Source organism: Streptomyces sp. CBMA156 (assembly GCF_014596515.1).
Lineage (GTDB): Bacteria > Actinomycetota > Actinomycetes > Streptomycetales > Streptomycetaceae > Kitasatospora.
On the sequence record NZ_MSJQ01000291.1, the window covers coordinates 81,958 to 108,165 of the forward strand.

Consider the following 26,208-nt stretch of genomic DNA (forward strand, 5'->3'; position numbering starts at 1 on the left):
TCCTCTAGTACTGCAACGGTGCTTGTCGCGGCAAGGCCACAGCCCTTGGGCTGTGGCCTTGCCGTTTGTAGTGGCTGATCCGAGCCTGCTGCTGGCATCCTAGGTTCTGTCCGCGCGATCATGAGCGGACAGAACCTAGCCCTCCATGACGATGTTATTGCCCTCGATCTGCTGGGCGGCCTTGATGGCGTTGGCGATCCACCAGCGGTGTTGACTGGCCTGAATGGTCTGGTCGATGGGGATGCTGTGCTGGGCGGCGATGGTCCACAGGGTCTGGTCGCCGGCACAGTCGATGTCGTTGTGGGCGTGATCGGGGTCGGTGTTCTCACAGTTCCAGCCGACGAGGACGGCCCAGAGGAAGACGTCCAGCTTGTCGGCGGCCCAGTCGCGGCGGTCAAGGACGATACGCCTGCGGAGATTGTCGAGGGCGGTCTTCACTCCGAGGAGGGCGGGCGCCGTGAGGCTGTAGCCCATGGCATACGCCCGGGCCAGGCTGCGGAGCTCGGACACGTCGGCTTCGGCGTCCCAGAGCCGGTCGTACAGCTCTGCGAGGGACTCCTCGGTGTGTCCAGCCAGGGGGAGTCGGTGTTCGGGGTCGGTAGCGGGCGGGGCGGCTGGCAACGCACCGGTTTCGGTGAGGAGGTGCTGCTCCCAAAGGGCAGCGAGAAGACGGTGCCAGCGCTGCGGGACGGGGAACCAGCCGCACGGGCAGGCCACGGACCAACGGCCGGAAGGCAGTTCGAGACGGCGCGGCCAGTGACTGGTGACGAGGTCCTTGTGGTCGGGGCAGATGTGGCCGCCCATGGGGAAGATACTGCCCGCGCCGAGCGTGCACCAGCCTTCCCCCGACCACCCGGGGTGCATAGGCGAGTCGGCCATCGTCGCCATGGCGTCGAATTGGCGCAGACAACCGGGCACCAGGCACATGCGCAGCACCGGGGTGTTCGTAAGGGAGTCGATGTGGGTGTAGAGGGATTCAAGCTGATCTTTCGTCAGATCAGCCAGTGGGATGCGCTCTTCACGGATCACGGTCGGATCTCCTCGATGGCGGTGTGCAGATGGTCGGTGCTGGCCGGGCGGAACTGAACGGGGCAGGTGCGACCAGGGCGTGATGCCGGCCGATGACCAGCACGACGGTGGCGTGCTTTTCGTCGATCCTGAGAAACGCCCAAGCTGGTGCAAGCGGACTGTCAGGTCTCGCATCAAGCTGATCGGAACCGGCCGGCCACCGCTGGATCACGATGCAGTCAGCTGCTGATCGGCTGCGGCCCGAGGAGGTGGGCGATGAACACGTCGACGCCCGGTTTATCGTCGACGACGTGGACCTCTGCCCCGTGTCGGCGCAACTTGGCATGCGTGAGCTGTTGCAGCTTCCGCAACCGGCCGCCGGGGCGCTTGACCTCGACGAAGACGGTGCCGCGGGGGGCGACGACGATCCGGTCGGGCACTCCCCCGCGGGCCGGCGAGACGAACTTCAGACACAGGAAACCGTGTGCCCGGCACTGGGCAAGAAGGTAGCCCTCGATGTCCCGTTCAGGCGGGGACGTCATCGGCTCTCACGCGTCTCGCCCGAAGGGGATTCCGGCGCACCGTACTTCAGCTCGCCGGGCGAGACGAGCCGGAGGCCTGTGGGGTGGGTGTGCATCCGGGAGACGCTGAGGGTGGAGCGCCTCGTGCCGTAGTGATCCCGGACCTGGGCCTCCCCGTCAGCAACGGACTCGATGACGACGTGGCGGTTGCTCTGCCCGTTGTCGAGGTTCTCCCAGATCTGGCCCCGCCGGACCAGGATGCCCTCACAGGTCGTGTTCTTCTCCCGCTGGGCCTGGGCATCGTCGTCCTGGGCGGAGGCGTCGGCCGGCGGGGCGCCGGGCACCATCTCGTACTTCTTCAGGAAGGGGCCGATTTCGGTGATCGTCCGGCGCCGTGCTTGGTGATGGACCGAGCACGGCGCCGGAATCGGTAGGGTGAATCGACGTAGATGACTTCGGTCAGGATCCCGTCGCTTTTGCGCCGCCAGCGCTGACCGGGCTGGACTGATTCGGCCGGGGCACTCACAACTCGTCGCCCCCTCGACGATGCGGACGGGGAGTGTGGTCTGGAACATGACGTCTCTCGATTCTCTCGCCAGGGCGAGGCAGACTCGCCTTCATCCCAAATTCAACTCGGGCACCGGGCAGCGTCACGTCGACAACACGGTCCGGCACCCGCGGTCCGGTGGCGGGGCACTGCTGATCAGGTGACGTTCTTCCAGTTGTTAGTGAACGTCTCGTCGAGCATCCGGGTGTAGATGCCGAGATCGAGCGCCTCGATGAGCTGCTCGACCCGGGCGGGCGGCAGCGCTCGGAGGTCGTCGTTGACGACGACGACCGGCCAGTACGGGTCGATACCGTTGATCCGGCGGATTACGGCGTCCTGGTCATCGGGCAGCAGCCTGAGGCCGTCGGAGGTGCTGGCCTCACTGCGGTTCTTCGCCCACCCGTGGTGGCGCAGGATCTTCAGCGCGACCGGATCACGTCGCACCCCGGCGCTGCCTGACTCGCGCCGCTTGCTCTGGCTGGTCGGGTTCACCTTCCATGCGCCGGCGTTGTGCAGGCTCACGGCACCATCGGTGCCGTCGCGGACGATGAAGACCCGGTTGACCATCTGCAGGGCCCGCGGGTTCACCAGCTGCGCGTCGGCGTCCTCGTTGTCGTCACGGTCGGGCCCGGCGCAGACCGGGTCAGCGGCGAACGGGTAGGTGATCGATCCACGCGAGGCGGCGAGGACGTTCTGGAACAGCAGCAGTGTCCGGGCGGGGTCGGCCGGATCGATCGCCTCCTCGATCACCTTGCGGCCCAGCAGGGGATCGAAGGGCTCGGCAAGAGCTTCCTCTCCCCTGCCGGCGACAGCCTGCAGGTAGCGGGCCAGGGCGAAGTCGATCACGGCCGGGTGGGCCAGCGACTTCGTCGGGGTAGGACCCGCGTGGCAGGCCAGTGTCCCGCCGGAGGCGGTGATGATCGGGCTGTCGGCGACGCTGCGGTCCTCACCGGGCGACTCCAGCTCGAGCCGGTTGTTCGAGTCCTTGCTGATGAGGAACATCGGCTCGGGTTCGATGTCGATGCGGATGGCGGCCTGCTGCTCGGCGAGCACCTGGTTGTTGGTGGTCTCGTCGAACCCGTTGTCGCCGCCGACGACGGAGTAGAGGCCGTCGGTGTTCGTCGAGATGATCCGTGCACCGGCCAGCGTCTGGGCCTGCCCGATCCGCCAGCTGAACAGTTGGCCGATGATCCGCATCGAGATGGTGCGGTTGTTCATTCTGATCGGGGTCCGGTGTGTGGCGTCAGCGGCTCCGGAGGCCGAGTTGAGGATCAGCTTCGTGCCGTTGCGCAGGGTCGTGAGCCGGGCCTTCTCCTCGGCGGAGATGCCTGGCTTCTTCGTCTCAAGGCCCAGGCGTTCCTTCTCGAAGAAGATCGTGGTGTAGCGGTCCTCGCCCAGCTCGGGGTTGTAGAACGCCCTCATGTTGCGCAGCAGGTTCGGGTAGTAGCTCGTGAAGTCCTCGTGGATGACGAGGCCCGCCGAGGTCCGTGCGAACTTCGGGTGCAGCTTGGTGGACCCGTCGGTCTTCGTGGTGAACAGCTCGGGCGCCCTCTTCGCCGGCTCATCCCGGTAGGCGGCCTTGACCGCCGAGGTGACGGCCAGGACGACCTTGCCGTCGAGCACGGTTCCGTCGGCCAGGCGCACGTGCATCGCCTCGGTGTCCGGACGCTGAGTGCCCAACAGCTGCGCTGGGTCCGGCGCTTGGGCCTGCGCACGCGCGAGCTGTTCAGCCTGGTCCGGGTCGTCCTTCTTCGGCTTGCGGTACTTCACCTTCTTCGGGTCCGAGCCCAGCAGCACGAGCCGCTTGTCGACGGCCGTGCCGTCGGGCAGCACGAGCAGGTTGTGCTGGCGCTTGGCCTCGGCGGCGAAGTCCTTGGCGTCCGGATAGAGGAGCTTGGCGAGGCCGATCATGGCTGCCTGCTCCCGGTGCTCGAAGGAGTCGGCGTCGAAGACCTTCATGTCCGCTTCAGCGCCGTGGATGCCGCCTGTGCTGAACGTCGCGAAACACGATGACGGGGAGGCGTCGCGGTGGAAGTAGGGCACGTTGTTCGGCGTCTTCGGCAGCTCGCGCAAGGAGCTGGCCGGGAGGTCGAACAGGTCGCGGTACCCCTCGGAGTCATTGAAGTTCTGCCCCTCGATCACGCGGTAGTAGTTGACGACCTGGATGAACTGGCGGTGTGCCTTTGCCTGTGCCGGCGTCGCGGCCGGGTTCTTGGCCGGGTCAGGTGCCACGTTCTCCTCGAAGAAGCGCACGCACTCGTCGAGCACGTTGACCTGGGGGATGTCCTGCTCTTCGGCGACCTCCTTGGCCGGATAGAGGAACGACACGGCCTCGATGTCGTTCAGCGAGGTGTACGGCGCGAGGATGCGGCCGACGAACTTCGCGGAGGACGAGTCGATGGTCAGGCGGTCCCGGCGCACCGAGCCGTTCTTGGCGTAGACGGTCTCGGAGTATTGCGCCAGCAGGCCGGCCTTGAGGTCGAAGTTGCTGGCGTAGGCCGGGTGCTGGAAGAGCTGGGCCAGGCCCAGGCAGTCGGAGACGTTGTAGGCCAGCAGCTCGTGGAGGTCCTCGATCGTGGTGATCGAGGTGTCGTGGTGGAGCTTCTCGGACTCCTTGATCTGGCGGCCGAGCATTCCGAGCAGGCGTTTGAGGCTCACCTTGGTCTGCAGCTCGTTGAGGCGGGCGACGTCCAGGTGCCGGCCCGAGTGCATCATGGCGCGGCGGATCTTGGCGGCCGCGCCGTCCCAGCCGAGGTAGCCGGGCATGTACTCGATGTGCTCGTTGAACAGCTTGTCGCTGTGTTCACGCATCTCGCGCGCGGTGGTCGGCTGGACAAGACGAGCGGAGTGCGGAGCAGGGAAGGTCTCCATCAGGTAGAGCGCGAGCATGGTCGTGTCGTAGTTCAACGAGTTGTACCCCGCCAGGAACGGGTGCTTCAGCGGGTCGTACTCGGGATCCGTGTCGCAGACGGGGCGCAGGCTGGCTGGATAGGACGAGGCCTCGCCGCGGTCGTTGACCTGGTCGGCGTTCGAGAGGCCCATCAGCTCGGCGAGCCGGAGGTTGCCCCGCTCGCCGCGCAGGTTCCACAGCTGGACGCTCACCGCGGGCAGGCCCGGGTTGGAGCGCACCACTGCCTCGTAGAGCGCCCGCGGGTCCACGGCGTCGGAGAGCTGCCGGACGTCGGAGAGGAAGAAGATCTCCAGGTCGTCGACGGCTCTGTCCGGCTGCGGGGTATAGGCGCACAGGGTGAAGACGTCCGACAGCGACTCGATGTCGTAGAAGGTGAAGCGTGACTTCGAGGCCGTCACGGGTGTTCGCTGTGTGGCCATGGTGAGGATCTCCTTTCGTCGGTCCGACCGTCACGGCCGGTGTCTGGGGAGGAGGCAGGCGCGGGGCATCCGTGCGCCAGGACGCCTCACCCGTGAGCCCGGGGCCTTCTCCAAGGGGTCTGCCGTGATCTGCGGGTGGACGGTGAGGTGGTGGTCCGTTGCTCGCGCCCGTCGTCCGCCATCGCCGTGACCAGGCGGACCTGGGCGCAGGTGGGTTCGACTACATCCTGGGTGAGTTCGCCGTGTGCGCCGGCGGTTTTGGCCATGGGCGCATCAGTCCTGGTCGTCAGTGGTGTCGTCGGTCGGCGCGGATGCGCCCGTCTGCCGTAGCAGTCCGCGGTAGTTGGCCTGCAGCACCGGCTGCGACCTCTTCTTCGGATCACTGCCGGTGTAGCCCGGGTGCATCCACTTCTTCAGCTCGTACTCGGCGATGAGGACCTCGGGGGTGTGCATCATCTGGCCGGGCCGGATCTTGCGGGTCTTGTCCGGGCAGTGCCACAGGGCATCCGGCCGGACGATCGCCACAAGGTCGGCGATGAACTGCTTGTTGCCCACCGGTGAGCCCGACGGCGAGACGTCGGCGAACCATGCCTTGTACAGGTCGTAGAGGAACGTGAACGGTGCCAGGTCCCAGGCGAGCCGATCGCGGAACTCCTCCCAGAAGGCGCGCACCGGGTCGTTGGCTTCCTTGTACTCGGCCAGGACCGCCTTGGTCGCCACGGGCTCGGAGAGCTGGTAGTAGTCACCCGGAGTCGACGTGCCGGCGCAGTTGATCGCGTACCAGAAGACGTACTCCAAGACCTCGCGGCGCTGGAGGTAGTCGTCCTTGATGTACTTCTTCTCGGCTCCGGTGAAGCTTTTGGTGAAGGGCACGAAGAGCTGCCGGCGGTAGAACGACTCGGACTTGTCCTTCACACGCGGGAACTCGTTCAGGCACTGGACCATGAAGCCGAAGAACTGGTAGGCAATCGGCATCCGGTACTTGCGGTTGATCTGGATGACGTCGTTGGTCACGATCGCCTTCAGGTTGGCCGCCTTGTCGATGAAGGTGCCGACGTCGTTCTCGTCGACGATGATCGCGTTGGCGCGCACCAGCGGTTCGAGTGCGAAGTCCTTGCCGAAGTCCGAGAGCGGGATCGAGGTGTGCGCGCCGCTGCCGACGAGGTTGCGCATGAGCGCGCAGAGCGTCCCCTTGCCGTTGTTGCCCTGCTCGGAGTAGAACCAGGCGGTCTTGCCCCAGCGCACGTGCGGTCGGATGATCGCTCCGATGATCTCCCAGATCAGGTCGGCGAGCCCCTCGTCACCGGGCTGGTCGAACAGTTCCTCGATCCAGGCGACGACTTCCCAGTCTCCGTCCCGAGCGTGCGTGATGGTCTGCTGCGGGGCGTCATCCACGTAGTCGACGTCGTTCTTTGTCAGCAGCACGATGGCGGGGTCGAAGGGGTGTACCTGTTTGGGCTCGAAGTGGAAGTCCTTGTCGAAGATCGTGACGTCCAGCGGCTCGGTGCCATAGAAGACGATGCCGTTGCGCGCGGCGATGAAGTCGCGGTTCGTGCTCTGGTGGCGGCGCGGGCTGTCTTCGCGTAGGACGGCCAGGACCTCGGCGAACTCCTTGAGAGACAGCTGGGTGTTGTACATGCGCGCCGTGGTACGGATGTCGTCCTCGCTGGTGATGTACGTCCCACGCGCGCGGCCCGTGGTCTGGTACATCGCCAGCAGGTCGTACTCACGGTCGGTGTCCTTGGCGTTGGGTGCGATGCGGATGACATGGTGCAGACGCAGGAGGATCTGTGCGACCTGCCAGTACGTCAGATATCTCGGCAGGGGGTACTTCTCGGCGGCCATGGCCGCCTTGAAGTTCTCGGCCTTGATGACGCCGCCCACGATCGCTAGCAGTTCCTTCTCCAGCACGCGGGGCGCCGGAGGATCAGCCGGGGCGATCCGGTCGAGGTAGGCGGCGGTGGCGTAGGTGACGATCTCGTTCGGCGGAGCCATGTCGTCGCGCTGCGAGAAGTACCCCATGACGCTGGCCAGGACGTCAGCGACGGGGTTGGTGCGCGGTCCGGCACTGGAACCGGCGGCAGATACAGCTGTGGGGGCATCAGGAGGTGTCATGTTGCTGCTTTCTCGATCGTGACCGAGCTCCTGCCGGCGATGCGTGGGAAGCCGACTCGACTCGCAATCGAATGGAACGTGATCTCGACACTATGCCACCCTGACATTCTTTCGCAACGATTGACCCATCAATCAACAAGCAAGTCGAGTGGGGCATCTGATGACTCTCGACTGATGACAGAAAGGGTAACCAGTAGGGGTCGCAGAGGGTATGTGCAACCACTACGGCCGCACGCGTCGTGAGCGCGGATGGGATGCGAGAGGCCGGCGGCTCCGTGGAGCACGCATCCGGAGGCACTGACCCTCACGCTCGACCATGCACCCGCGGGCGGCGTGAGCCGCCCGGCCTGCGGTCGGGGTTCGGAGGAGTTCTTCTGACCGGCCGAGTCGGCTGCCGCCAGGGCATCGACCGAATGCCCTCCAGGAGAATCACGAGAGCCGCATACCCTCTACAGGTATCAGGTCGTGTACCACTTGGCGTGGTACACCTGTCTTTCCTGGTCAGAGCGATAGCTGCGGGCGTTCAAGGGCAGGGTGTACCACGCGGCATTCTCTACGTGGTACAGGTGTTTTGCCTGGTCAGGCAGTGTTTACATACCCCCTGTGCCACTTGTACCAGGAAATGGGGACTAGATACACGCGCGGGGAGACAGTCGAACGAACTGGCGAGCCGAGGCTGGAGTGCCTGACCGCTTCCGAACGCATCCCTTATGGAAACGGCCAGAAAGACGTGGTACTCGTGGTACGCGGGCAAGCAATGCTGGCTGACCAGGCAAAACGTCGTACCACGCCGACGCCTCCACGTGGTACACCCGGTGCGGGAGAGAGTCTCGCGGTACAGGTGCCTGCCCAGGTCGGACGCGGTTCTCGAGGGTGTACCACGTCTCGTGGTACAGCTGTCAGCCGATGCCTTCCAGCGACCAGGTTCGAGGCAGACCTCCATACCAAGCCGCCATGTAAGCCCTCAGGCGGCTTGACCGAGCCTCACAGAAGGCCCTTGGGGCGCCCGCCGGGCGCGAGTCGGAATCCTGTCCGAGTCGATCGATTACGAGGCTCTACTCGATAATGGATGGCATTGGACTGGCACTCGCCGCCCATTGTGAGCAATCCGCGACACTGCTATCGTTGGCGGCAGGTGATCGATGTTGCACCGGAACGTGAAACCAAAGAGGCCGGAGAGCATCCCCGTGGGAAGGGAGCTCTCCGGCCTCTTTGCATGTGCTGATGCAGGTGAGGCGCGGACGGCGCGAATCACCCGGGGGTAACCGTGCTCCAGCCTCGCCGGCGTCCCTCACTGGGGGACTCGGGAGTACGGCGGCGGGATCGCTCGTCCGCTTCCACGACGTAGAGGATCTCGTAGGAGATCGTGGTGTTGAGGTTGAGCAGGTTCTTGCTCTGGCTCCTCTTCGTCGTCATCCTGCGGAAGCCGCGTACAGCCTCGGCGCGATCGAAGAACCGGCGCAGCCTCGTGTCCACGCGCTCACGGGCCTGTTCGGCCGTGATGCCCGTGCCGGAGACGACGAAGACGTGCGTGTGACCGCGGTCGAAGGTCGCCCTCTCGCCGGTGTCGAGGTCCAGGCGGATCTTCGCACTGCTGATGTCGAGCGTGTCGGGACGGACGAGCCGTCCCTGTGAGTCGTACGCGCAGGTGCTGACGATAGCCATGGTGAGATCCTCTCCTCTCCCGACGAGTATGCCTGAATAGTTACTTTCAGTCACACCCCCGGTGGCCGGATCACCCCGGTCACCACGATGGCGCCCTCCGCACGAGGGACCGGGGCCGGAAAGGCTGCCGGGTCCCGCGCGGAGGGCGCCATCGTTCCTTGGGAGAGGCTCGGTATTTCGCTCACCGCATTGCGGACTCGCCTCCCGCGCCCGGGGCTGCGCCTGGCTCAGTCCCGGCGGCGACCCGCCGGTAGAGCCCTACCGCACAACCGGCGAAGACCAGGCACAGCAGCACCGCGGAGACGGGGCTCGCCAGAGCGCCGAGCATCTGCGCCGGGACGAGGACGGCAGTGAGGTTGAAGCCCAGGTGCAGGACCACGCAGGGCCACAGCACGCGCGTGCGCTCGTACACCAGGGACAGGAGCACCGCCAACGGCAGGGTCGCGGCGAACTGCACGGCGTTGCCGTGCAGCAGGCCGAACACCACGGCGGTGATCAGCGTGGAGGCGAGGATGTGCACCCGCTTGCGCAGCAACGGGTGGATCAGCCCCCGGAACAGGGCCTCCTCACCCGCGGGAGCCGCAACCAGGGTGAGCAGCAGGGTCGCCAGGGCACCCGCCGCGTGCCTGGTCTGGTTCGACGCGTCGAAGCCTGCAGACCCGGCCGTGACGTGGATCCACACGGCCAGCGACTGACCGGCGAGGAAGGCCAGGACCGCGCAGCCGAGGACGGTCCAGCCGAAGCGTGGGATCTCCGACTCCGGCCGCGGGGTCGGCGCATGCGCGAGCCACCGCGGCCGCTGGATCCTCACCCAGCCGACCAGGACGACGAAGAGCATGCCCAGGACGGAGGTCGCGACGATCGGCTCTCCGATGAGGAGGACCGCGAAGGTGCCGAGGCCGAGGTAGAGCGCGACGACGGCGAACGGTACGAGGGCGCACCACCCGATGTCGAGCAGACGCGAAGTGATCGGCGGCGATGTCATGGTCCCCTCCTCTGCGGGGTTCAAGCAGCTGTGTTGATCTGTTCGTTGATGACGGCCTGGACGCGGGTGTCGCCTCGGAAGGTGTTCAGCTGCAGCGTCGCCGTGAAGCGCAGGGTGCCGAGTTCGGTGCGGCTGGCGCGCCGCACGAAGCACTGGACCGCGTCGAACTTCTCCTCGGCGACGTTCCACCACAGACAGGACAGGCCGGACCGGGTGACCAGGCGCAGGTGCTGCGATTCGGATCCGATCCGGTCCACGCGCAGGCCCAGGGGCTCGATCGCGATCTCGACGACCGGCTCGGTGAAGCCGTGCCCGAAGGGCTTGAGCCCCTCGGTCCGGCGTACCAGCTCGAACAGCGGCTGCAGGTCCTCGAGGCCGACGTCGCAGTCGGTATCCGGGCCGAGCACGAGATCAGCGTTCCGTCCGGCGGTGCTGACGGCGAGCTGGGCGACCTGGGTGGCCTCCCGCAGCACGGCGACGAGGTCGTCCAGCTTCTCGGCCTTCGCAACGCGGACACCACAGGCCTGCTGGTGCCCGATGGCGCTGAGACCGTCGTGCGGCTCCAGGCGGGCGATGATGTCGAACCACCCCGGCGCGCGACCTGAGCCGCTGACGAAATCGTCGGGTCCGGCGGGCCTGTTGACGACGACCACCGGGTGGCCGTTGAGTTCCATCATCCGGTTGGCCAGCAAGCCGTACATGCCTGGGTAAGCGTCCGAGAAGTACACCCACGGGGCCAAGGGCTGCTCCTCGGTGACGAGTTCTTCCATGTGTGTGATGACCAGCTGTTTGCGCAGCTCGTTGGTCTCGATCACCTGGCGGGTGGCCTTGAGCTTGACGTCAGCACCGGCAGCCGTGAACACCGCGAAGCACGGCTCAAGCGAGGCTCCCGTGCGCCGGGGGCTGTTCATCGCCGGGGCGAGGTAGAAGCCGAAGAAGCCTTCGTCGAGGTCGCCTATGTCTCGAATCTTGCCGGCCTGCGCGAAGGCCTTGAGTACGATCGCGAAGCCCTCGAAGGCCCGGAGGAAGACGGGGTGGTGCGGCTCGGTGCGCAGCAGTTGCATCAGGATCGACTGCTCGACGTCGATGGCATCAGGGTCGGCGTCGAACCCACCCCAGGAATTGGGAATCGTCTTCGGCGCGGCGACGCGCAGCAGACGGGCAATCGAGATCGCATCCCGCACCAACTGGCGGTTCTCGTACAGCGCGGGCATGACATCGGAGACGGTGCCCAGGCCGGCGAACAGGCGCAGCAGATGGATCTCCCAGAGCTTCTCGGGCCGGTGCGCGCGGGTGTAGGCATCGATCACCTGGTAGAGCACGTGGGCACCGCAGATCCCGGTGTGTGCGTAGGTCTCGTCGATCCGGCACGGATCGACGGTGATGTCCGCGGTCGAGCCCGGCGCGAGCTCCTCGTGGTGATCGGTCACCAGCGTTGTCCAGCCCAGGGCACGCGCGGCGGCGATGCCCCGGTGGGAGTTCACTCCCCCGTCGCAGGTGAGCAGGACCCGAGTGGCGGGCCACTTCGCATGGATCTCGGCGATGTCCTCGGGCGCGAGCTCGTGGCCGCGGCGGTAGTCGGGCAGGTGCAGCTCGACGTCGAAGCCGAGCTCGGACAGGCCGGCGTAGCCGAGGACGCCGGAGGCGATGCCGTCCATGTCGAAGTCGGGAGCGATGGTGACCTTCTTGCCCCCGGTCCGGGCGTCATGGAGGGCCTCGACCATCTCGGCCAGGTCCAGGAGCTCGTCGTGCTCGGTGGACTCGATGTCCTTCAGGTACTGATCCGACCACCCCCTGCGCCGGCACAGCAGCTCGAAGAGGTCGGTGTCCTCGTCAGTGAGCGAATAGTCGTCGACGGTGCGGAGCATCGGCATGGTGGGGACCTCTCGATCCGGACTCGTTGGTCGGTGGCGGACGGGCATGCAACAACCCCGGCCATGCTGTGATTTTAGCAGTGTCATTCATTGCTTCTGCTCATTTAGCAGCGTTTTCGGGTCTCATTCGGGCTTCGAGTGACGCACTTATCCCGAATGACCACGACAGACTTTCCAAGATTCTTACGTATCGGCTACTGTCGCTGATATGGCCATTCGAACCGTTGTCGAGTCAGATCTCAGTGGTAAGCCGGATGCGGCTACCGTGACCTTCGGCCTGGGTGACACCTGGTACGAAGTCGACCTCACCCCTGAGGAGAAGAAGGACCTTGAGGATGCGCTGCAGTCGTACCTCAAGGTCAGCCGGAAGGCCGGGCCGCCCTCGCCGCCGGCGCCGTCGGCGCCCAAGAAGCGAATCGTGCCCGAGACGACCGTCGAGGAGCGCGAGACGATCCGCGAGTGGGCCAAGCAGGCGGGTCACGAATTCGCAGAGCGCGGACGCATCCCGAAGAAGGTCCAGAAGGCCTATGACGAGGCGCACGGCATCGATCGGAGCAAGTAGCGCCGAGCTCTGGTGTTCGCCTCCAGGCCTCCCCCGTCATCCCCCATCAGCCCCGAAGGGCCCTGCAGCACACTGCAGGGCCCTTCACGCGTCTCAGAACGGCGGCGGCGACGGATGGATCACGTCGGTCGTCTTGATCCCTGCGGCTCGCGCTCGAGACCTGCAGTGGATGGTGCCGTGCGAGAAGTGCCCCGGCGTATGCGGCATGAGCTGCTCCTGACCTCGCTGTGGGCATCCGGGCATCCGGCAGAGGTCGAGAAAGGCCCTGCACAGCACCTGAGCCCCGGTCTCACGGAAGACCTGGGCGGCGTCGACCATCTCCTAGTTGCGCCGGAAGCCGACTGTTCTCCCGCGGGTCGACCAATCGGCGGGGAAGGGGATGACTTCGAAGCCTGCGTCCTGCCACAACAGCTCGGCCATGGAGTCGGCACCCTCGGGGCAGTGCCCCGAGAGGAGCACTGGTCGGGTGACGTTCTCGGGGCCCCATTCGCGCCAGGCGTCGTTGAACGTCTCACACATGCTCTTCTCGTCGTTCCAGCTGCGGGAACCGGTGACGAGGACGACGTGCGAAAACGATTCTTGAATCACTTCAGCAATCATTCGAGCCTCCTCTCTCTGTGTCTCGGTGGTCTCCGCAGCTGGAGTCGAGAGCCGCGGCCTTGAGGCCCGGGCAGGTCTGGCGGCCGGTCGCTGGCTCATACCGGCCGACTGCTACAGGGTTCGATGACTGCCAGGCCCATCTCCCGGTGAAGCTCAGCCCGGACTCGATCGTCGCTCCACATCGGCATGAGGTGGACGGTGTACATCCCGCGGGAGACGTGCACCGGGACGATCGTGCTGCCCTCGCCGTTGGTGAAGTCGACGTTGCCGATGTCCTCGGCTTCGCCGGAGCGCATCACTTCGGCGACGGCTTCATCGTTCGGTTGCCACAGCTTCGGCTCGCACCGGGCGCCGGTGTCGTGGGGCGATAATTCGGGCTGGGACTGCGCCATGATGGGCCTCTTCGTGGCTCGGGTACGGGTGGTGACCATTGAGTGCGGATCCCGGTGGGGTCCGCGTGATCTCGTGGTCGACCCAGCTCCCGGGCCAGCCCCGCTGGCCGACGATCCGAAAGATCTTGCCGGCGTGATCTGATCCCGGATGGATCGCATAGCGGGCCGTCGCACGGGTCGTCACTTCTCACCTGAGCCGGACGCGCAGCACCAGGCGGGCTTCCTGTCTCAAGCACAGCGCTGGGCACAGCCGGAGGGAGCGCCGACGACCGACGGACCGGTGAGCGAAGCGAACGGTGGAACCCATCGGCTATGCCGGCCAACACGCCCTCGGAGCGAAGAGGAGAGGCCGAGCGAAGCAAGGGTCCGCAGGACACGTGTTATCAGGTTCCCTTATGCCCTTTCGCTTCCGTGTCGTGGCCGACGCTGTTCCACGGCTGGAGCGTTGGCGAATGCCTGGAACACCAGGGGAAACAGGCCGTACCCCTTGCACCCGTACCCCTCCCCTTCGGCGAGCAGCGGGGGTACGGTACGGCCTGTTTCCCCTGGTCATTGCGCCTTGGGGCTGTACTGTTGTTTTGCCGTCCGTGATACGGCCGTACCCCATGTTCATCCGTCCACGTAAGGCACGAACGTGGACGGATGAACATGGGGTACGGGTCTGCTCCCGACGGGCGCAACCCCGGTTCATCGCTCTGCTGCCGCACATGGCAGAGCCCTCGCCGCGCAGTGGATCCGGTCTCTCGCGACGCTGCTGCTTCGGTTCTGGATAGCGCTCCGCTCCATCGTGCGCCGCGGCCAGCGCAGCTGGCCTTGCACCATCGTGTGGCACTGACTGCGGTGCCCAGGGCCCCCCACCCCACAAGCCACTGTGATGCAGGTCGCCATGACACTTTCAAGATCTATTGCCGTTTCCGGTGTCTACCGAGCCTGAAGAGTGACGCTGTCACTCGATTTGGAGTCGGAGAACCCCATGCCCATGCCTTGCACAGCGGAAGTGGCGCCGACGGACGACGAGGTGCGCGCCCTGAACGCACTGCCTGGCGCGGACTTCGAGGTTGATACCGAGCCGCTCGGCTGCGACTTCGGTGCACACGGGTCCGCTGCGCAGCACGCAGTGTGTCCGCAGATGCAGTACGAGCCCGGGGGACTCGCGCTGTGGTGGCTGTTCTGGGACGACGAGGGCCGACGGGAGCTGCGGATCGCGCCGGGGTGCGAGAAGGTCGTCGTCTCTGAGGTGTGCCTGCTCGTCGAAGACCACCCCGGTGCCTGTGACCAGTCGATCGGCTTCACTCGCGAGGAGCTGGCGGCAGAGTTGCCGCGGCCGGGCGCGGCGCCTGGGTGAGACAGCGCCGACTCAAGGAACGGCGGGCACAACACCCGTCCCGTCCGTCCATCGAGCGAGCCGATGGCACCCACCGCTTACCGACCGCCGCGATTCGGCGTGAAGCGCAGACAAGCGTTTCCTTCCTACGAAACGGCAGCGAAAGGCGTCTCCTTCGCGTCTTCGAGGCGACCCATTGGGACGTACAGGAGACGCGATTGCGACACACGTGAGACGCGGACTGTCGCCACTGTCCCTCTCAGAGTCCCAGGAGTGTCCTCACAGCGTGTCGCGAGCGCTCCAACAATGCCGTCCCGGTGTCGCACGCGATGCTCGTGGAGTACACGACTGGGCAGCGGCGACCGGTGAGTTCCTTCAGGAGCCACAGCCAGGACGCCCGCGGGACGCCATATGCACTCGAATGCGGTTCCCCCGGGGACGGCGCAGTGACCTCACGTGTCTCGCGGATATCCTGCGGGAGCCCTCGTCACGTCACACGTAGAGCCTGTCGGCGCACGGCGTCGGCGGCTTGCATGCGGTCGTCCCGGGTGGGGCGCGACGGCGTCTCGCTGGTGTACCTGCCAGTACTCGACAGGGACCTCAATAGTGCCTCACTCGCGTACGGAATGGGACTTGCAAACGACTCAATAGAGCCACTAGAGTGACGCTGCATCAACTCGCATTCGAGCAGAAACATGGAAGGCGGTGAGTCCATATGGCAGGGCGCGAGACATTCGGTGAGCGACTGGATGAAGTGCATGAGCAAGCAGCCGGGCGAGGTGAGTGCGATGGCAAATCAGTCGGGTGAACCTCGTAAGGTTCGCTGGACCGTGCCCGCTGCCGATACCTCGGTGATCGAGTGGCTTGATCGGCAGGAGAACATCTCACAGTCGCTGCGACAGCTCATTCGGGAGTCCATTCAGCGCGACGGGTATATCGACGTCTTCTACAAGCCCGTCGATCAGCTGCCGCGGCGTGGCCGACCTCCGCTGGAGATTGCCGAGCAGCGTGAGGACGACGAAGCAACAGCCGAGCCCCGTCCGGCCGTCCGGCCAGTCCAGCCACAGCAGCAACCCTTCGTCACCGACCAGGCCGACGTCGTCGTCGAGCGGACAGCCCCAGCGCCGGTGCCCCGGCCCGAGCCGGCCCCCGCACTGGTCGAGACGACCGGGGCTTCCGCCCCCATCCCACCGCCGGAGCCGCCGAAGCAGGCGTCCATCGACGAAATCATGGCGAGCACTCGGCGCTGAGTGACGCGGTGGCTCCCACCTTCCAGACAGACAACGCAGACACCGAGGGACCGAATCCATGAGCACGAACACCACCGACATCATCACCCTCACCGGCGGCATCGACGTCGGCAACGGCTACGTCAAGGGCGTCATCCAGAACACGAAGCAGAACGCTTTCGACGAGATCGATCTGCCCAGCGCGGTCGTCTCGACTTCCCGCACCTCACCGAAGGTGCCGCTCCCCGACGCGGATGCGGCCACCGTGATGGCCGGCGACTTCTACAACCAGATCGACTGCTCGCTCACCACTCCCCTGGTGACGGCTTCAGACCGCCGGATCTTCGGCCGGGCGGCGCTGAGCGTACGCGGCTCGAAGTTCACCGAGTTCGAGGTGCTGGGCAAGCACTCCAAGGCCGATCAGGAGCTGAGCAAGGTCCTGGTCCTGGGTGTCTTCGCCGCGAAGGCCCTGCGCGACTACGTCAGGGAGAACGACGCGCTGCCCGATCACGAGCTGCGCGTGCACGTGCGTGCCGGCCTGGCGCTGCCGATCTCCGAGTTCGTCGCACGCCGCCACGCCTACGCCGCCGAGTTCGTCGGCCTGTTGGGTAGTTCCGACCCTGCGGTGCACCTGGTGACGATCAAGAACTTCAGCACCCCGGTCTCGGTGCGCCTGCAGTTCGTCGACGTGCAGGTGATGGCCGAGGGTGCCTCCGCGCAGTTCGCCATCACCGACAAGGGCGAGCCGCTGGCCCAGGCTCTTCTCGATGATCTGCGCGCCCGTGACGCGTCCATCGTCGAGAGTGTCTCCGCTTCCGATCTGGTGGCGGTCCAGCACACCATCGGCGTCGACGTCGGCGAGGGCACCGTGAACTTCCCGGTCTTCACCGACGGGCGGTTCAACGCCGAGGCTGCCGCCACGCTCGACGAGGGCTACGGCACCGCGCTGATGAACGCCATGGAGCGTATGAGCGAGTCGGACGCCACGCTGCAGTTCTCCTCGCGCAAGCAGCTGGCGGACTTCCTCCACGCGAAGCCGTCCGTGCTGGTGAGGAACCGTCACCAGCGGGCCGCCGGCTTCGTCGAGGACGAAGCTGGCTACTTGGTCGACGAGATCGTCTCCTCCTTCGGCGATGTCCTCTCGCAAGCCGGCGCGACGACCGAGGTCGTCTACGTCTACGGCGGCGGCTCGGGTCCGATCAAGCACCTGCTGCACCCGGCGCTGCTGAAGGCCGCGGGCGACGTGCCCGTGCTCTACCTCGACTCGAGCTACTCGCGGCACCTGAACCGCGAGGGCCTGTACATCGCGGCCCGCCACGTCGAGCAGCAGGCCCTCGCTGCGAAGACCGGGGGCAAGCGCACCAAGGAAGCGGTGTGACGAGCGAGGCGCTGAGTGCCGTCTCGAAGGTCGCAACGGCCGAGACAAGCACCATCGAGCCGACGTCGTGAGCGCCTTACGCGAGATCGTGAAGTTGCTGGCGGCGAACACCGGCGCGAAGCGGATGAGCGATGTCTTCGACCACTTTGTCGAGATGGCGGCGCTTGCTCTGCGCAACGCCGTGGACGTCCGCGGAAGCACGTCCTGGGAAGCTCGCGAAAGGCAGTACCTCCAGATCGCCGGTCGCTACGGCGGAGAAGAGCTGAATCGCTTCGCGCACGCCATGGCGCTGTTGGCCATGGAGCTGCAGCACGCTCCCCGTGACGTGCTAGTACCAACGCCGTTCAGTTAGGTGTGGGGCCTGCATGTCAAGGGCGGTAGGCAAAGCAGCGGAGCTCCCGTAGAAGAGGTCTGTCACTCCAAGACATCCTCACCACGGGAGCTCCGCTGTTGGAACAGGCTGCCACAACGCGGACGGTCGGGGGAGCCACCGGGGCGTTCGCGCCGGGTCATATCGGCGAGTTGACCCGGATCCTGCCCTTCGAGATGGTCGATGAGGTATTGGCCGAGACGAAGACGGTGCAGCAGCGGGTCCGGCTGGTGCCGGCGCGGGTCACCGTGTACCTGCTGCTGGCCGGGGCGCTGTTCGCCGGGCTGGGCTACCGGCAGGTCTTCGACCGGATGTGCGCGGGTCTGACGGGCTCGGAGCCGACCAGGCCGAGTGCCAGCGCGCTACGGCAGGCCCGCCAACGTCTGGGGCCGGCGCCCTTGAAGGCGCTGTTCGACCTGGTACGCGGCCCAGCACCCACGACGGCGGCCCAGACACGGTGGCGTGGGCTGTGCGTGGTGGCGGTCGACGGCACACTTCTGCCGGTGCCGGATGCCCCGGCGAACCTCGCGGTGTTCGCCAAGCACCGGTGCAACAACGGAGGCGGGGGCTATCCGCAGGTCCGGCTGGCGGCACTGGTGGCCTGCGGGACGAGGGCGGTGATCGGGGCGGTGTTCGGCCCGGCCACCACCGGCGAGCTTGAGTACGCCGGCCGGCTGGCAGGTGATCTGAGGGCCGGGATGCTGCTGCTGGGCGACCGAAACTTCGCCGCCGCGGACCTGCTCAACCGCCTGGCCGCCACCGGCGCACACCTGCTGGTGCGGTGCAAGAACGGACGCAGGCTCCCCCCGGTGGCCCGCTGCCGGGACGGCTCGTTCCTGGCCCGGCTCGGCGCGCTGACCGTGCGGGTCATCGATGCCGAGATCGGCATCGTCACGTCCCGCGGGGTCCGCACCGGCCACTACCGGCTGCTGACCACCCTCACCGATCCGTCCACGCACCCGGCCCGAGAGCTCATCCGGCTCTACCACGAGCGCTGGGAGATCGAGACGGCCTACGCAGAGCTGAAGTCCACGATCCTGGGAGGACGGGTCCTGCGCGCCCGCACCCCGACCGGAGTCGAGCAGGAGATCTGGGCACTGCTGGTCGCCTACCAGGCGCTGCGGACCGCGATGACCGACGCCATCGACAGCGTCCCGGGCACCGATCCCGACCGGGCCGGCTTCACCATCGCCCTGTCCGCTGCCCGCGACCAGCTCGTGCTGGCCGCGGGCATCATCGCCGACACCACCATCGACCTGGTCGGAGTCATCGGCCGTCACGTCCTGGCCCAGCTCCTGCCCAAGCGGCGGGTCCGCACCAAAGACCGCATCGTCAAACGAGCGATCTCCAAGTACAACGCACGCGGACCCGCCATCGACCGGACAACCTACAAGGCCACCATCATCATCAACCTGCTCACGACCGACCCTTGACGCCACCCAGCCCGGCTTAACTGAACGGCGTTGGTGCTAGTACTCCAGCCGTAGTTCGTGATCTCCATGCGGGCCGTGCCTGGCGTCACCAACGGGCGACGAGCGTCTCGACCTTTCCCCGGTTGCGGTACAGCCAGGTGGTCCCCGGCGCGGCATCCCCGGTCAGATAGCCAACAATGGGCTCCCGCTATGTTGCGCTGTCCAACTCACCGAGCAGCTTCAGCGCGTCGGATAGAGGGAAGAAGGCGGCCTGTTTGATGTCGTCGTCCTCCGGCTGGACGCTCCCGGACCACTCGTCGATCTCGAAAGCAACGGCCAGCGCCGACGGGTACCGCTGGGAGTCGATGTGCATGAGGAAGGCGGTCCGCACCGGATCGCCTACCAGCAGCCCGGTCTCCTCCTGTATCTCGCGCCGGAGGGCTTCGTGCATGAGCTCGCCGTCCTCGACCCCGCCCCCGGGCAGCGACCAGAGAATCTCGCCGTCGGCGCCGAGGCTCTCCTGCACGAGCAGGACCTCGTTGCCTCTGCGGATGATGCCAATAACGAGCTGTACCCGAGGCACTGGGGTCTTCGGTTCCTCTACCGTCATGCCGCAGACCGTACGTGATGGCAGTCCATCGCTGCCGCCGGCGGACGATCACAGTAGTGTGCGCTCCATCCGTAGATCGTGATCTTGCCGGTCGGGGCCGGTGCGGAGACGGCTGCGGCCACCGTTGATCATCGTGAGTTGTGTCGACAAACGAAGATCAGGCGGTGGCCGCAGGTCACAGCGTAGTGCCTGCCCGATGGCGGTCGATGTTCGACCAGCTGACGGGCCGTATCGCGGGCCGGTTCGCCCGGGTCGAACCACGCCGCCGCGCAACGGCGTTGGTGCTGGGCCTGCTGTCCGACCTGCCGAGGAAGAACTGCTGGACCCTGGCCGAACACGCGGGCGACGCCACCCCGGACGGTATGCAGCACCTGCTGCACCGCGCGAAGTGGGACGCCGACGCGGTCCGCGACGACGTACGCGCCTACGTGGTGGAGCACCTGGCCGACGACGAGGCCGTGCTGGTGGTCGACGAGACCGGCGACCTGAAGAAGGGCGCCGCCACGGTCGGCGTCCAGCGCCAGTACACCGGCACCGCCGGCCGGATCGAGAACTCCCAGGTCGCCGTCTACCTCGTCTACTCCGCCGCCCGCGGGCACGCCGCGATCGACCGGGCCCTGTACGTGCCGCGATCGTGGACCGGCGACCCCGACCGCTGCCGGGCCGCCGGCATCCCCGACGACCTCGTCTTCGCAACGAAGCCGGTACTGGCGGCCCGGATGATCGGATGGGCCCTCGACGCGGGCACTCCCGCCCGCTCGGTAGCAGGCGACGAGGTCTACGGCGACAACCCGCACCTGCGGACCGCGCTGGAAGAACGCCGGACCGGCTACGTCCTGGCAGTCTCCAGCACCCACCAAGTCGCCACCGACGCGGGGGAGTTCCCGGCCAAGGCCATCGCGGCGAAGATTCCGAGGCGGGCCTGGCAGCGGCGCTCGGCCGGAGCGGGCGCCAAAGGCGAGCGGTACTACGACTGGGCCCAGGTCGACATCCACGGACCTGCCGATCGGCCCGGGCACTGGTGGCTGCTGGTCCGCCGCAATCAGCGAAGCGGCGAACTCGCCTTCTACCGCTGCTTCTCACCCCGCTCCGTCCCGCTGTCCGACATGGTGCGGGTGGCCGGGCGACGCTGGACGGTCGAGGAGACATTCCAGGCCGGCAAGGGCCTGGCGGGGCTGGACGAGCACCAGGTCCGCCGCTGGACCTCCTGGCACCGTTGGGTCACCCTCGCGATGCTCGCCCACGCCTTCCTCGCCGTCACCGCAGCCGCCGAACGCCGCAACCATCCCGCTCCCGACGACCTGATCCCCCTGACCTGCAACGAGATCCAGCGCCTGTTCACCACCCTGACTAGCCCGGCCCACGGCCTCGCACACCGACTCCGCTGGTCGCACTGGCGCCGCCGCCACCAAGCCCGCGCCCGCGCCCGCGACTGCCACTACCGACGGCAAGCCGCCACCCAGCCATGAAGATCACGATCTACGGCTGGAGTACTAGGCCACCTCTACATGGAGCTGGAGCTCGGCAACGAGCGGCTCGGCCAGTTCTATACGCCCTACGACGTCGCCCAGTTGATGGCTCGGATGAAAGGACGCCGCGGAGTGGATCCGGCAGATGGACGGTGCCGTGGTCAAGGTCAGTGCCGCCCTGTGCGACGCGCGGAATGTGTTCGACGCCCTCGACGGCTCCACGCCGACGGGCACACGGGCGGTAGAGCTGGTCTCCGCCGCCTACGCGGAAGCCGAGACCGTGGCGCGGTCGGCCACCGGCGCTGTGAGCGCGGCGCGGGCGTGGCTGGTGGAGACGAACGGCGACGACGCCCGGGGGTGCGCGTCGTGGCGGCGTGCGATCGTGCTGGCCGGGGAGCACGTCAAGGTGGCCGGGGAGGCGCTCGCCGCTCCGATCATCGAGGAGGCGCAGGAGTGGCTGAACGCCCGGGAGGCCGAGTGGCTCAGGTGGCTGGCCGAGTCGGGCCATGAGCCGTCGGCGCGGGGGTACGCCGGGCTGATCAAAATGTTCGCGGACTCCTCACGAGCCTGGTGCGCATGGTTCGACGGCCACACGGACTACGACGGCGTCACGCACGCCGGGCACGGCGATCCGTTGCGGTCGTTCGTGGCGCAGTACGACGCCTGGGGGAAGTCGAAACACTCGGACCGGTCGGTCTACTTCCCGTCGCGGTACACCTCAGCCTCGCTGATGGCCGGTGATTGTGTCGACGCCGCCGCCGTGGCGTTCACTCTGGCCGTGGCCGACCAGATCGAGGGGTGCGGCGCCGAGGCTCTGCGGAAGGCGGCGGCCGCCGTCCGCAAGAACCCCAGGGGTTTGGCACCAGCAACGACCGCAAGCACCTGGCCGGCTGGTCCAAGTACCCGCACAACAGCTTTGGGGAGCCGACCCGCCTTGCGGAGTACGCCTCTGTCGAGTGGGCGGCACTCACCACCGCCCAGACTGCACACCAGGGCAATCAGGACTTCAAACATGCCCTGTACTGGGACGCACACTATGACGGCGAGCGTGCGGAGGCTCGGTCCGGGGCCGATCGTGCCGGGCTGGCTGAACGCGACGAGGCCCGGGCAGAGCGCGCGGCGTCCGGACGAACGGCGGCTGTGTGGGAGGCGGCGGTGGAGCGGCTGACGACAGCCCGCGCCCGTGTCTACGCGGCGGTGGTACTCGCCGTCGGCGACCTGGAGCGGGCGCGGGAGTCTGGAGAGCGGGTCCGCGAGGACGATGCGCTTGCCGGGGACGTGTGGTCGGCCGTCCGGTCCTGCGAGGAGGCGTACGACGACGTGCACCGCGCGAAGCCGGACGCAGCCCACTACGAGGAGACGGCCGAGGTCTACCGCGCGGCGGGCGCCCTGTCGGACTTCGTCGCCGAGTGCGAGCGTATGGAGGACGCCGCAGCCCGTGCCGAGTCCGCCCGTGAAGAGACGCTGAACCTGTACACGTGCGCGTTCGAGGACTCTGCGACAGCCGTGGAGAACCGGCGACGGCTTCAGGAGTCGACGGCTTCCGACCGTCCGGTCCTGGATGAGGTGATCGCGGACCTGGAGCCGGACGACGAGGTGGCCGTCTCCAACCGCGAGGTCGGGGGTGGCGACGCCGCCGCTGCGATCGAGGAGAGGGGTGCGATGCCGCACAGTGTTACGGAGCCGCATCAGCCGACAAGGATGTTCGGCTACGTGGCAACGGCGCGCGGATCCGCGGATCTGCAGCGTGCCGAGACGTGAAGTCGGTCGGCGCGGTCCCGATCTTCTCTGACGAGGGCGTCTCAGGGACCACAGCAGGCGCTGACCGCACAGGGCTGCGCGAGCTGGTCGCGGAGCTGCAAGCCGGCGACGGAGTCGTCGTCTGACGGTACGACAGGCTCGGACGGACCTCTGAGGCGTTGCGGGCCGGCGTTGGGCTGGTCAACGCGAAAGGTGCGACGCTGCGCAGTCTCATGGAGCCCCGCGCCGAGGAGCTGTTTCCGATGATGTTCACGATGTCAGCTGACGGGTACGAGCTCCGGCGTTCTCCTGTCCGACGAGGGATCAAGCCCCCGTCGGACAGGAGGACGCTTCAGGGGTAGGCCCACTCTCGCGACGCAGGAGCCCCGCTGCTCAGCCTGAACGACTCTTGTCCCGAGTAGATGCAGCTCACTGGGCGTGGGCCCAGCCGGTGGTCGGCATCGTGCCGGACGCCCAGTGGACGGTCACGTCGATGGTGAGACCGGCGATGTGCGGGTCGAGGACGGGCTGGCCCGGGAACAGCTGGTGCATCTCCAGTGCCTCGTGGATCGCGGACTCGGCCACGGCGGTACCGGCGCACAGCAGCATCGACGCTTCCGGACCGTACCCGGCGGCGTGGAAGTCGAGGGTGCGGAAGGTCCGCAGCGGGAACACGACCACGCCCTGGTCGTTGGTGACGGGGTTGAGGCTCGGATCGTATCTGCGGGGTGCTGTTGGGTTCTCACGGTCGTGGCAGCCCACGTAGAGGTGGGCCTGCTGCTCGGCGAAGGCGAACTGGTCGATGCTGAAGGAGGTCTCGGGGTGCAGCCACGTTCCCGTTAGGTGCCAGGCGCCGACCAGGTGGAACCACCAGAGGTGCCACATGTCGAAAGGCGCGTTGTCCAGGGACCCCAGTTCGGTCGGCGCCGGGTCGGACGGCAGGGGGTGGCCCAGGCCCTTGCTGCGCCACAGCGGCGTGGCGGGGCCGCTCTGGAAGGAGACGTCGATACCAGTGACGAACTCAGCCAGGGGCATGCCCCGCCACGCGAAATCGTGGAGCCACTGGTCGGCCATGGCGGCTGCATGGTCGGCCCAGGGGGTGTCGGAGGTGTCGAGACCGGGGCCGCGGACGGCGTCGACGACGGTCAGCACGGTTCGTCCTGCGGCATACGCGGGGCAAGCAGGTTGAAGGGGGCGGGCGGCAGGTCCAGACGCGGGCCCGCGTCGTCTGCGGTATATCGGATCCGGATCGGCGACACCGACTTCTGGTCCTTCTCGTCGTCGAACAGCAGGTGCTGGCCTAGGGTCTCGGCCAGGGTCGCCAGCGCGGCCTGGATCGCCAGGTGCTCCGCGCCATCCAGCTCCGGGTCCAGCAGCGGGCTGTCGGAGCGGAGCACGGTCCATCTCTGCTGCCGGTCGCCGCGGCCGTGGGTGTGCTCGATGTGCACGGTGACCTAGTCCCCGTCGGGCGGCAGGACGAGGGTGAGCGCGACGGTGCTGGCCAGGATGTGGTTGTAGGTGCGGCTGGCCCGCTGCTCGTCCGTCTGCCCGGTCGCCTCGACGGCGTGCGCGTGGTCGAGCGCCGTCCGCAGCTGCGCGGCCAGGTCCTGAGCCAGCACGTCGCGGTGCCACGGACGGTTCTCTGGCTCGTCCAGCAGCTCGGCGATCCGGCCCAGGGCGCCACGGATCGCCCCGGCGGTCAGCGAGAGTCGGTCTGGCTGGCCCAGCACCGGGCGGTCGCCCGGTGCTGGGCACACCGTGGAGCGGAGCCGGGCAAGCTCCGCAACTGGCCTGCCCCTGCCGTGATGCGGTCGGCCGGGGTCAGGGCGGTGGAGAACCACTCGGAGTCCGGGGCCTTGTTGCGCACGAAGCCGAAGGCACGCGGGCCGGCACCCGGGCAGGGGTGGAGGGCAATGTGCTCGCACTGGAAGGTGCGCGTCTACTCGGGGGCCTTGAAGCCGTCCTCGTCGACGTAGTGGGCGCGGGGCTCGAAGAAGTCAATAGGCGCGGAGGGGTCGTGTCCCGTGGAGTGGTGTAGTGGTCGTGCTCCAACGGTCATGAAGTAGGCGGGAGTTCGTCGTGGGTTGGGTTATCGGGGTAGATCTTCTCCATGCTGGCCTCGGTGGGGTCCGGTTCGGTGTCGACCTGCGGGTCCACGTCCCCGCCGGGCCACTCCTTCCACGCCCACAGGCCGCCGATCCGGTAGCGGCCGTCCGCGTCCGGTTCGACGATCTCCCGGAACGGGTGAGGGCAGGAGCGGGGGCTGCCGGTGATGAGCAGCCAGTCGCCCATCCACTGGAACCGGATGCCACGGCCGGCGCGGCTCGCGGGAAGGTCGGCGACGATCTGCTCGGCCGTGGCGCGGGTGACCCTGATGGCGTCCTGCGGGCGCCACGTGCGGGTAACGGGCAGCGCTTCGTAGGGGCCGTGCTGGCCGTCGTCCAGGGTAAACAGGTCCGGGAGCGGCGGGGCGGAGTCCAGGGACGGGAAGCGGACGGCGATGCTGGCGGAGACGATCCCGACAGGCGTGTCACGGGCGACGATGACGCAGTCCGCTTTCTGATCGGCGGCGGCCAGGGCTATGTACTGGTCTGCCGGGAGACCGCGCGCGGCGGTGTCCTCGCACGTCTCGCACTCCTCCGGGCATGTGGCGCAATCCTCGCACTCGCACTGGGTCGAGCAGGGGCCGAGAGGGCAGGGGCGTGCCGTGAACGCTTCGGTGACATGCTCGGCGTACCGGACGCCGGGGCCGTCGGTGAAGAACGCGGCGACGATGTCACCGGCGCGTACCTGGTGGGCGGGCACGATGGTGAAGTGGGTGTGGTCCATGCCGGCAGGTAGGGGCCGGTAACGATCGGTGAGGGTGAGCGGCGGCCGGTCGGTGATCACGAACCGGTCGGTGCTGCCGGGCATGGACACGATGTGCTCAGACACAGGTACGGCCTCTCTTGGGAGGGCGGAGGGTGAGGCAGTCATGGCGGATTCCCCGGCGCCGATGCGATGGATTCGGCAGTGAGACTCCCGGCGCTGCCTTGCAGCGCACTGCCCGTGCCTCATGCTGCTCCCTCTCCCCCAAC

General features: G+C 67.2%; 25 protein-coding genes. 10 read left to right on the top strand and 15 right to left on the bottom strand.

The genetic code is table 11. The features are described 5' to 3' along the window. Window positions 1–135 precede the first annotated feature (135 nt). The 8 genes from BU198_RS25325 to BU198_RS25360 form a co-directional block, all read right to left on the bottom strand. Complete coding sequence (locus BU198_RS25325; RefSeq protein WP_188299172.1) at window positions 136–1,029, bottom strand: hypothetical protein; 894 nt, start codon at window positions 1,027–1,029, stop codon at window positions 136–138. Between the two features lie 218 nt (window positions 1,030–1,247). After that, window positions 1,248–1,550 (bottom strand): VRR-NUC domain-containing protein, encoded by a 303-nt coding sequence (locus tag BU198_RS25330; protein ID WP_188299173.1) that lies wholly within the window; start codon window positions 1,548–1,550, stop codon window positions 1,248–1,250. Beyond that, window positions 1,547–1,876 (bottom strand): hypothetical protein, encoded by a 330-nt coding sequence (locus BU198_RS25335; RefSeq protein ID WP_188299174.1) that lies wholly within the window; start codon window positions 1,874–1,876, stop codon window positions 1,547–1,549. The genes BU198_RS25330 and BU198_RS25335 overlap by 4 nt, the downstream gene beginning before the upstream one ends. A 356-nt stretch (window positions 1,877–2,232) precedes the next feature. Further along, entirely contained in the window at window positions 2,233–5,406 is a 3,174-nt protein-coding gene (locus BU198_RS25340) for a hypothetical protein (RefSeq protein ID WP_188299175.1), read from the bottom strand. 273 nt (window positions 5,407–5,679) lie between these two features. Beyond that, complete coding sequence (locus tag BU198_RS25345; protein WP_188299176.1) at window positions 5,680–7,521, bottom strand: phage/plasmid primase, P4 family; 1,842 nt, start codon at window positions 7,519–7,521, stop codon at window positions 5,680–5,682. Between the two features lie 1,251 nt (window positions 7,522–8,772). Beyond that, on the bottom strand, window positions 8,773–9,186 hold the full coding sequence (locus BU198_RS25350) for a hypothetical protein (RefSeq protein ID WP_188299177.1): 414 nt from the start codon (window positions 9,184–9,186) through the stop codon (window positions 8,773–8,775). Between the two features lie 181 nt (window positions 9,187–9,367). Continuing rightward, window positions 9,368–10,171 (bottom strand): CPBP family intramembrane glutamic endopeptidase, encoded by an 804-nt coding sequence (locus BU198_RS25355; protein ID WP_188299178.1) that lies wholly within the window; start codon window positions 10,169–10,171, stop codon window positions 9,368–9,370. Between the two features lie 20 nt (window positions 10,172–10,191). Then, a complete protein-coding gene (locus BU198_RS25360; protein ID WP_188299179.1) occupies window positions 10,192–12,045 on the bottom strand; it encodes a DHH family phosphoesterase in 1,854 nt (617 codons plus the stop codon). Between the two features lie 208 nt (window positions 12,046–12,253). Between BU198_RS25360 and BU198_RS25365 the strand changes: the two genes are divergently transcribed. Then, on the top strand, window positions 12,254–12,607 hold the full coding sequence (locus BU198_RS25365) for a histone-like nucleoid-structuring protein Lsr2 (RefSeq protein ID WP_188299180.1): 354 nt from the start codon (window positions 12,254–12,256) through the stop codon (window positions 12,605–12,607). Between the two features lie 321 nt (window positions 12,608–12,928). Here the strand turns inward: BU198_RS25365 and BU198_RS42535 are convergent, their stop codons facing one another. Both BU198_RS42535 and BU198_RS25375 read right to left on the bottom strand, forming a co-directional pair. Further along, on the bottom strand, window positions 12,929–13,207 hold the full coding sequence (locus BU198_RS42535) for an SLOG family protein (RefSeq protein WP_223244913.1): 279 nt from the start codon (window positions 13,205–13,207) through the stop codon (window positions 12,929–12,931). Between the two features lie 95 nt (window positions 13,208–13,302). After that, window positions 13,303–13,599 (bottom strand): hypothetical protein, encoded by a 297-nt coding sequence (locus BU198_RS25375; RefSeq protein WP_188299181.1) that lies wholly within the window; start codon window positions 13,597–13,599, stop codon window positions 13,303–13,305. 937 nt (window positions 13,600–14,536) lie between these two features. Between BU198_RS25375 and BU198_RS25380 the strand changes: the two genes are divergently transcribed. The 5 genes from BU198_RS25380 to BU198_RS25400 all read left to right on the top strand — a co-directional run bounded on the left by BU198_RS25380 (window position 14,537) and on the right by BU198_RS25400 (window position 19,333). After that, complete coding sequence (locus BU198_RS25380) at window positions 14,537–14,944, top strand: hypothetical protein (protein ID WP_188299182.1); 408 nt, start codon at window positions 14,537–14,539, stop codon at window positions 14,942–14,944. A gap of 737 nt (window positions 14,945–15,681) precedes the next feature. Further along, window positions 15,682–16,173, top strand: a complete 492-nt coding sequence (locus BU198_RS25385; protein ID WP_188299183.1) for a hypothetical protein — start codon at window positions 15,682–15,684, stop codon at window positions 16,171–16,173. A gap of 58 nt (window positions 16,174–16,231) precedes the next feature. Beyond that, entirely contained in the window at window positions 16,232–17,530 is a 1,299-nt protein-coding gene (locus BU198_RS25390) for a hypothetical protein (RefSeq protein WP_188299184.1), read from the top strand. 67 nt (window positions 17,531–17,597) lie between these two features. Then, entirely contained in the window at window positions 17,598–17,882 is a 285-nt protein-coding gene (locus BU198_RS25395; protein ID WP_223244914.1) for a hypothetical protein, read from the top strand. A gap of 98 nt (window positions 17,883–17,980) precedes the next feature. After that, window positions 17,981–19,333 carry an IS4 family transposase gene (locus tag BU198_RS25400; RefSeq protein ID WP_188299185.1) on the top strand — a complete coding sequence of 451 codons (1,353 nt, stop codon included), beginning with the start codon at window positions 17,981–17,983 and terminating at the stop codon, window positions 19,331–19,333. Between the two features lie 187 nt (window positions 19,334–19,520). On the opposite strand, the gene BU198_RS25405 is transcribed toward BU198_RS25400, so the two are convergent. After that, window positions 19,521–19,922: an NUDIX hydrolase gene (locus BU198_RS25405; protein ID WP_223244916.1), complete on the bottom strand. Its 402-nt coding sequence runs from the start codon at window positions 19,920–19,922 to the stop codon at window positions 19,521–19,523. 206 nt (window positions 19,923–20,128) lie between these two features. Here BU198_RS25405 and BU198_RS25410 point away from each other — a divergent pair, with 206 nt between their 5' ends. From BU198_RS25410 to BU198_RS44310, 4 genes are all read left to right on the top strand, one after another. Beyond that, entirely contained in the window at window positions 20,129–21,391 is a 1,263-nt protein-coding gene (locus BU198_RS25410) for an IS701 family transposase (protein ID WP_188299186.1), read from the top strand. Between the two features lie 145 nt (window positions 21,392–21,536). After that, a complete protein-coding gene (locus BU198_RS25415; protein WP_188299187.1) occupies window positions 21,537–22,559 on the top strand; it encodes a hypothetical protein in 1,023 nt (340 codons plus the stop codon). After that, on the top strand, window positions 22,547–23,152 hold the full coding sequence (locus tag BU198_RS25420) for a hypothetical protein (RefSeq protein ID WP_188299188.1): 606 nt from the start codon (window positions 22,547–22,549) through the stop codon (window positions 23,150–23,152). The genes BU198_RS25415 and BU198_RS25420 overlap by 13 nt, the downstream gene beginning before the upstream one ends. Then, on the top strand, window positions 23,149–23,277 hold the full coding sequence (locus BU198_RS44310) for a recombinase family protein (protein ID WP_411293231.1): 129 nt from the start codon (window positions 23,149–23,151) through the stop codon (window positions 23,275–23,277). The genes BU198_RS25420 and BU198_RS44310 overlap by 4 nt, the downstream gene beginning before the upstream one ends. Window positions 23,278–23,560: 283 nt before the next feature. Here BU198_RS44310 and BU198_RS25430 read toward each other — a convergent pair whose 3' ends face one another. The 4 genes from BU198_RS25430 to BU198_RS25450 all read right to left on the bottom strand — a co-directional run bounded on the left by BU198_RS25430 (window position 23,561) and on the right by BU198_RS25450 (window position 26,065). Next, window positions 23,561–24,283 (bottom strand): hypothetical protein, encoded by a 723-nt coding sequence (locus BU198_RS25430; RefSeq protein WP_188299189.1) that lies wholly within the window; start codon window positions 24,281–24,283, stop codon window positions 23,561–23,563. Next, window positions 24,277–24,579 (bottom strand): hypothetical protein, encoded by a 303-nt coding sequence (locus BU198_RS25435; protein ID WP_188299190.1) that lies wholly within the window; start codon window positions 24,577–24,579, stop codon window positions 24,277–24,279. The genes BU198_RS25430 and BU198_RS25435 overlap by 7 nt, the downstream gene beginning before the upstream one ends. 6 nt (window positions 24,580–24,585) lie before the next feature. Beyond that, window positions 24,586–24,861, bottom strand: a complete 276-nt coding sequence (locus BU198_RS25440; protein ID WP_188299191.1) for a hypothetical protein — start codon at window positions 24,859–24,861, stop codon at window positions 24,586–24,588. Between the two features lie 325 nt (window positions 24,862–25,186). Continuing rightward, complete coding sequence (locus BU198_RS25450) at window positions 25,187–26,065, bottom strand: hypothetical protein (protein WP_188299192.1); 879 nt, start codon at window positions 26,063–26,065, stop codon at window positions 25,187–25,189. Between the last annotated feature and the right edge of the window lie 143 nt (window positions 26,066–26,208).

Coding starts and splice junctions, on each gene's coding strand:
- BU198_RS25345 (WP_188299176.1), bottom strand. CDS start 7,521: ATGACACCTCCTGATGCCCCCACAGCTGTATCTGCCGCCGGTTCCAGT.
- BU198_RS25385 (WP_188299183.1), top strand. CDS start 15,682: ATGAGCAAGCAGCCGGGCGAGGTGAGTGCGATGGCAAATCAGTCGGGT.
- BU198_RS25360 (WP_188299179.1), bottom strand. CDS start 12,045: ATGCCGATGCTCCGCACCGTCGACGACTATTCGCTCACTGACGAGGAC.
- BU198_RS25375 (WP_188299181.1), bottom strand. CDS start 13,599: ATGGCGCAGTCCCAGCCCGAATTATCGCCCCACGACACCGGCGCCCGG.
- BU198_RS25410 (WP_188299186.1), top strand. CDS start 20,129: ATGTTCGACCAGCTGACGGGCCGTATCGCGGGCCGGTTCGCCCGGGTC.
- BU198_RS25335 (WP_188299174.1), bottom strand. CDS start 1,876: ATGGTGCCCGGCGCCCCGCCGGCCGACGCCTCCGCCCAGGACGACGAT.
- BU198_RS25415 (WP_188299187.1), top strand. CDS start 21,537: ATGGACGGTGCCGTGGTCAAGGTCAGTGCCGCCCTGTGCGACGCGCGG.
- BU198_RS25330 (WP_188299173.1), bottom strand. CDS start 1,550: ATGACGTCCCCGCCTGAACGGGACATCGAGGGCTACCTTCTTGCCCAG.
- BU198_RS25365 (WP_188299180.1), top strand. CDS start 12,254: ATGGCCATTCGAACCGTTGTCGAGTCAGATCTCAGTGGTAAGCCGGAT.
- BU198_RS42535 (WP_223244913.1), bottom strand. CDS start 13,207: ATGATTGCTGAAGTGATTCAAGAATCGTTTTCGCACGTCGTCCTCGTC.
- BU198_RS25390 (WP_188299184.1), top strand. CDS start 16,232: ATGAGCACGAACACCACCGACATCATCACCCTCACCGGCGGCATCGAC.
- BU198_RS25355 (WP_188299178.1), bottom strand. CDS start 10,171: ATGACATCGCCGCCGATCACTTCGCGTCTGCTCGACATCGGGTGGTGC.
- BU198_RS25350 (WP_188299177.1), bottom strand. CDS start 9,186: ATGGCTATCGTCAGCACCTGCGCGTACGACTCACAGGGACGGCTCGTC.
- BU198_RS25405 (WP_223244916.1), bottom strand. CDS start 19,922: ATGACGGTAGAGGAACCGAAGACCCCAGTGCCTCGGGTACAGCTCGTT.
- BU198_RS25340 (WP_188299175.1), bottom strand. CDS start 5,406: ATGGCCACACAGCGAACACCCGTGACGGCCTCGAAGTCACGCTTCACC.